The organism is Salegentibacter sp. (assembly GCF_036568425.1).
GTDB lineage: Bacteria > Bacteroidota > Bacteroidia > Flavobacteriales > Flavobacteriaceae > Salegentibacter.
The window spans coordinates 1-5,111 of sequence record NZ_DATCSO010000074.1; the positions used below are offsets into that span (position 1 = coordinate 1).

The window sequence follows — 5,111 nt, forward strand, 5'->3', positions numbered from 1 at the left end:
AATTAAGAACATGGCCTTAGAAATGAAAGTTCCTTCTCCGGGAGAATCAATAACCGAAGTAGAAATAGCCCAATGGCTTGTTGAAGACGGGGATTACGTTGAAAAAGATCAGGCGGTCGCCGAGGTTGATAGCGATAAAGCTACTCTTGAATTACCTGCGGAAGCTAGTGGGGTAATCACCCTTAAAGCCGAAGAGGGGGATGCCGTTGCAGTAGGAGAGGTGGTTTGTTTAATCGATACCGATGCTCCAAAGCCCGGTGGCGGCGAGGATAAATCTGAAGATAAAAAAGAGAAAAAAGCTGAGAAGGAAGAGCCTGAAGCTAAGGAAGAACCTAAAGAGAAGGAGAATAAGGAAGAATCTAAAGAAACTTATGCCACAGGTAGTCCTTCCCCGGCTGCAAAGAAAATTCTTGATGAGAAAGGAATTGAGGCTAAATCTGTAAAGGGAAGTGGAAAAGATGGACGTGTAACCAAAGAAGACGCCGTTCAGGCAAAAGCTTCAATGGGAACTCCTGGGCCTGGGAAAAGAGGTGAGTCGCGTAAAAAAATGTCTATGCTAAGACGTAAAGTAGCTCAGCGTCTTGTTTCAGCAAAAAATGAAACAGCGATGCTTACTACTTTTAACGAGGTAGACATGTCTCCTATTTTCGCTTTGCGCAAAAAATATAAAGAGGAGTTCAAAGATAAACATGGAGTAAGCCTAGGGTTTATGTCCTTCTTTACTTTGGCTGTTGTTCGGGCGCTGGAAATGTACCCTGATGTAAACTCGATGGTAGATGGGGATTATCAGGTAAATTACGATTTCAAAGATATTAGTATTGCCGTATCTGGGCCAAAAGGATTAATGGTTCCAGTAATTAGAAATGCTGAAAACCTTAGTTTCAGAGGTGTGGAAGAAGAAGTTAAACGTCTGGCTGTACGCGCAAGGGACGGTGAAATCACGGTTGATGAAATGACCGGAGGAACTTTTACCATAACTAATGGAGGGGTATTTGGATCTATGCTTTCTACCCCTATTATTAACCCCCCTCAAAGTGCTATTCTGGGGATGCATAATATTGTAGAACGTCCGGTAGCTGTAGATGGTCACGTTGAGATCAGGCCGATTATGTATGTGGCCTTGTCTTATGATCACAGAATTATAGACGGGAAAGAGTCTGTTGGTTTCCTGGTCGCTATTAAAGAAGCTCTTGAAAATCCTGAAGAACTATTGATGGATAATGCTGTGAAGCGGGCTTTAGAACTTTAGAAAGTTTTTTTATAATTACTATAAACAAAAAAAGGAGGCCTTAGAGCCTCCTTTTTAAGTCCAATAACAAATTAAAATAATACAAGGGATGCAATGTTAAGAGATAAAACCCCTATGATTGCTATCGCAAGGATTATAAAAATTACTGCAGAAAGGGTCTTATTTTTATACAAAACAGGCATCATCTAACATTAAAAACCAAATTTAGATTATAAGCTGTTTTTCATCAAGGGGAAATTTCCCCTAATTTATTTGAGATATAGGGATTTGTTCTTGTAATCTATTATTGCTTTTCCTTTTCTTAAAATATCTGCGCCAATTATGCCGTGCACTTTTTCTGCGTCGTGATTGATAAGAGCTTCGTTAACATGGCGAAGATCAAAAAGTACCAGATCCACTTTCTTCTTTTTCCACCCCTTTATTTCAATCTTGTTTTTTTGTGCAATTTGGGTGAGCATATTTGTTGCTCCTGCTCCTGCAGCCTTGATATCGCTGTCTTCAGCAAGAAGCTTAAAATGTTCTACAGCCTCCATTCCTACGCAGGTACTGGATGCACCGGTGTCCAGGATAAAATTTCCTTCAATATTGTTTATTTTTGCCACCAATTCAAGGTGGTTTGTTTTGGTGATGTTTAGCTTGATGCGTTTATAGCCTTTCTCTTTCAGCAATTTCTTAAATGACATTCCTTGTTTTTTGACAAAGATAGGTCTTCAAAATAAATTAATTTTGCATTTATGATTTTAACCGATACCCATATACATTTATACAGCGAAGATTTTCAGCAAGACCAAAAGGCGCTTATTGAAGAAGCATTTGAAAACAATATCACCAGGTTTTTCCTGCCTGCGATAGACTCGGCCTATGTTCCGGCTATGTACAGGCTGGAGAAAGATTATCCGGAGCATGTTTTTTTAATGGCAGGCTTGCATCCAACTCATGTAAAGGATGATTTTGAAGAAGAACTTGCCCTGGTTGAAAAGCAGTTTTCAGAAAGGAACTTTGTAGCAGTGGGAGAAATAGGAATCGATTTGTACTGGGACAAGAGTACACTGGACATCCAGATAAAGGCCTTTCGAAGACAGATTCAGCTCGCAAAGAAATACAAATTACCTATAGTTATTCATTGTCGGGAGGCTTTTGATGAAATTTTTGAAGTTTTAGAGAGTGAAAAAAGTGAAGACTTATTTGGGATTTTTCACTGTTTTACCGGAACCTATGAACAGGCCCAACGGGCTTTGTCTTATAATATGAAACTTGGGATTGGTGGGGTAGTTACATTTAAAAACGGAAAAATCGATAAATTTCTTAAGCAGATTCCAATTAAGGAAATCGTTCTTGAAACCGATGGGCCTTACCTGGCACCTGTTCCATTTAGGGGAAAACGCAATAAACCCGTATATTTAAGAAAGGTAGCCGAAAAACTTGCAGAAATATATGAACTGCCGCTTGAGGAAGTGGCAGCAATTACTACCCAAAACTCCAAAGATATTTTTAAGATTTAAGGGGTAATAAAATTTAAATTTGTTCATTTGCTAAGAAAACAAGACTTTTTGTGAAGGATTTTGAAGATATAAGATTTTACCGCGACGATGAGGTGCAGCAGGCCTTAAAGGAGAATATTAAGCACCCCATGATAAAGGCATTGCTACAATTCACTTTTCCTGAAAAGAGTTTTGCCGAGATTGAAGAGATTACTCTGGGCTGTGCCTCCATCAGGGAGTTTCAAACCAAAGTGATTTACCATTCGGTGCAAAAAGTGTTGGAGCGCAGTACTGAGGGTCTTTCGTATTCTGGCTTTGATAAGCTAAATAAGGATGAATCTTATTTTTATATCTCCAATCATCGTGATATCGTTCTGGATACCTCTCTATTGAATAGTGTATTGTATGAAAACGACTTGGTGATGACGGCCTCTGCGATAGGAGATAATCTTGTTCAAAAGCCTTTTTTGATGTTGCTTTCCCGTCTTAACAGGAATTTTTTGGTTAAGCGTGGCTTAAGTCCCCGGGAAATGCTTAAAAGTTCACAAAATTTATCGAATTATATTAAGCATCTCCTTTTTGAGGACGGCCGTTCGGTTTGGATGGCACAAAGGGAAGGGCGCACAAAGGACGGAAGTGATCACACCCAGCAAGGGGTCTTAAAAATGATCGCAATGGCCAAAGGAGAGCTTAGTCTTACGGAGTACCTGAAAAAGCTAAAGATAGTTCCGGTTGCAATTTCGTATGAATTTGACCCTACCGACAGGTTGAAAATGCCTGAAATTATGGCTAAACGCATGCAGGAAACCTACGTAAAATCTGCAAATGAAGATTTTAATAGTATCATGCAGGGCGCCCTGGGCAATAAAGGTCGTATTCATATTGGTGCCGGAGAAATTCTTGGAGATGAAGTTTTTGATGGTATAGAGAAAAATTCAGCTTCGGTAAACGAACAGTTAAAGGCTATTTCCACAAAAATTGATGAAGCGATATACCGAAATTATAAACTTTGGCCCTCTAATTATATAGCCTGTGATCTTTTGAATAACTCCAATACTTATTCCAATAAATATTCAGAAAAAGAAAAACGGCAGTTTGAACGCAGAATTTCCCGAAGGATAGATATGAATAATGCGCTCGAATTAAATAGTTACCTATTAATGTATGCCAATCCGGTAGTTAATAAAGAAGCGCTTTATGAAGAAAAAGGCTAACATTCTCTTAATTTATACCGGGGGAACCATCGGTATGATAAAAGATTATGATACCGGTGCCTTAAAGGCTTTTAATTTTGATGAATTGCTTCAGAATATTCCAGAGCTTAAGATTCTTGAGCATAATATTGATACCTTAAGTTTTGACGAGCCTATAGATTCTTCAAACATGGATCCGGAAGGCTGGGTGCAGATTGCTGGTACCATTAATTCCAATTTTGAAAAATATGATGGTTTTGTGATTCTGCATGGAAGTGATACTATGGCTTATACGGCTTCAGCCTTAAGTTTTATGTTCGAAAATCTTACTAAGCCTGTTATCTTTACCGGATCTCAGCTTCCGATAGGGGATTTAAGGACTGATGCCAAAGAAAATCTCATAACCAGTATACAAATTGCGGGACTGCAAAAGAATGATCGGCCGGTAATTAGTGAGGTGGGACTTTATTTTGAATATAAACTTTACCGCGCTAACCGGAGCACTAAGATTAATGCGGAGCATTTTCAGGCCTTTGCTTCAATGAACCATCCTCCATTGGCTGAATCTGGCGTTTATCTTTCTGTAAATTACAATGCTTTGTGGAAGCCTAACAGGAAGCAACCTACAAAACTTCATACCAGCTTTAATGATGATGTTCTTATTTTGAAGATGTTTCCGGGAATTAGTGAGAGCACTATCAGGCATATTTTATCGAAAGAAAATTTAAGAGGGGTTGTTTTGGAAACCTACGGAAGCGGGAATGCTCCCAGCGCTCCCTGGTTTGTTAGAATCTTAAAGGAAAAGATCGCTGAGGGCTTGTGTGTGGTAAACGTGACCCAGTGTATAGCCGGGAGTGTAAATATGGGGCAATATGAAACCAGTGTTAAGCTAAAACAGATAGGCGTAGTGTCTGGAAAAGATATTACAACCGAGGCTGCTGTTGCCAAATTAATGTATTTGTTAGGAAAAGATTTAAGCCCTGAGGTTTTTAAAACTATCTTTGAAACTTCTCTGCGAGGGGAAATGTCATAAAATTAACGCCAACTACTTGATTGAGTTTATTTTTTTTTGTTATTTGGCGCACCGTTTAGAAAACGTTAAGAAAGAGAGGTGGCCGAGTGGTCGAAGGCGCACGCCTGGAAAGTGTGTATACGCCAAAAGCGTATCGAGGGTTCGAATCCCTTCCT

Annotated in this window: 5 protein-coding genes; 4 read left to right on the plus strand and 1 reads right to left on the minus strand. The window is 39.3% G+C overall.

Features of this window, described 5'->3' with window-relative positions; translation table 11 throughout:
* The first annotated feature begins 10 nt into the window (after positions 1 to 10).
* Positions 11 to 1,249 (plus strand): 2-oxoglutarate dehydrogenase complex dihydrolipoyllysine-residue succinyltransferase, encoded by a 1,239-nt coding sequence (gene odhB, locus VIM94_RS07015; protein ID WP_332038581.1) that lies wholly within the window; start codon positions 11 to 13, stop codon positions 1,247 to 1,249.
* Between the two features lie 248 nt (positions 1,250 to 1,497).
* Here the strand turns inward: odhB and VIM94_RS07020 are convergent, their stop codons facing one another.
* The gene (locus VIM94_RS07020; RefSeq protein ID WP_332038577.1) at positions 1,498 to 1,932 is read right to left on the minus strand and encodes a retropepsin-like aspartic protease; all 435 of its coding nucleotides are present in this window, start codon (positions 1,930 to 1,932) and stop codon (positions 1,498 to 1,500) included.
* A gap of 51 nt (positions 1,933 to 1,983) precedes the next feature.
* On the opposite strand from VIM94_RS07020, the gene VIM94_RS07025 reads away from it, so the two are divergent.
* Genes VIM94_RS07025 through VIM94_RS07035 form a run of 3 tightly spaced genes read left to right on the plus strand, consistent with a single transcriptional unit; the run spans position 1,984 to position 4,956 of the window.
* Positions 1,984 to 2,751, plus strand: a complete 768-nt coding sequence (locus VIM94_RS07025; RefSeq protein ID WP_332038578.1) for a TatD family hydrolase — start codon at positions 1,984 to 1,986, stop codon at positions 2,749 to 2,751.
* A 50-nt stretch (positions 2,752 to 2,801) separates the two neighbouring features.
* Positions 2,802 to 3,944 carry a 1-acyl-sn-glycerol-3-phosphate acyltransferase gene (locus VIM94_RS07030; RefSeq protein WP_332038579.1) on the plus strand — a complete coding sequence of 381 codons (1,143 nt, stop codon included), beginning with the start codon at positions 2,802 to 2,804 and terminating at the stop codon, positions 3,942 to 3,944.
* On the plus strand, positions 3,928 to 4,956 hold the full coding sequence (locus VIM94_RS07035) for an asparaginase (protein WP_332038580.1): 1,029 nt from the start codon (positions 3,928 to 3,930) through the stop codon (positions 4,954 to 4,956). The genes VIM94_RS07030 and VIM94_RS07035 overlap by 17 nt, the downstream gene beginning before the upstream one ends.
* The last annotated feature ends 155 nt before the right edge of the window (positions 4,957 to 5,111 follow it).

Bases quoted from the DNA above. Each gene is read 5' to 3' on its own strand.
- odhB (WP_332038581.1), top strand. From the start codon at position 11: ATGGCCTTAGAAATGAAAGTTCCTTCTCCGGGAGAATCAATAACCGAA.
- VIM94_RS07020 (WP_332038577.1), bottom strand. From the start codon at position 1,932: ATGTCATTTAAGAAATTGCTGAAAGAGAAAGGCTATAAACGCATCAAG.
- VIM94_RS07025 (WP_332038578.1), top strand. From the start codon at position 1,984: ATGATTTTAACCGATACCCATATACATTTATACAGCGAAGATTTTCAG.
- VIM94_RS07035 (WP_332038580.1), top strand. From the start codon at position 3,928: ATGAAGAAAAAGGCTAACATTCTCTTAATTTATACCGGGGGAACCATC.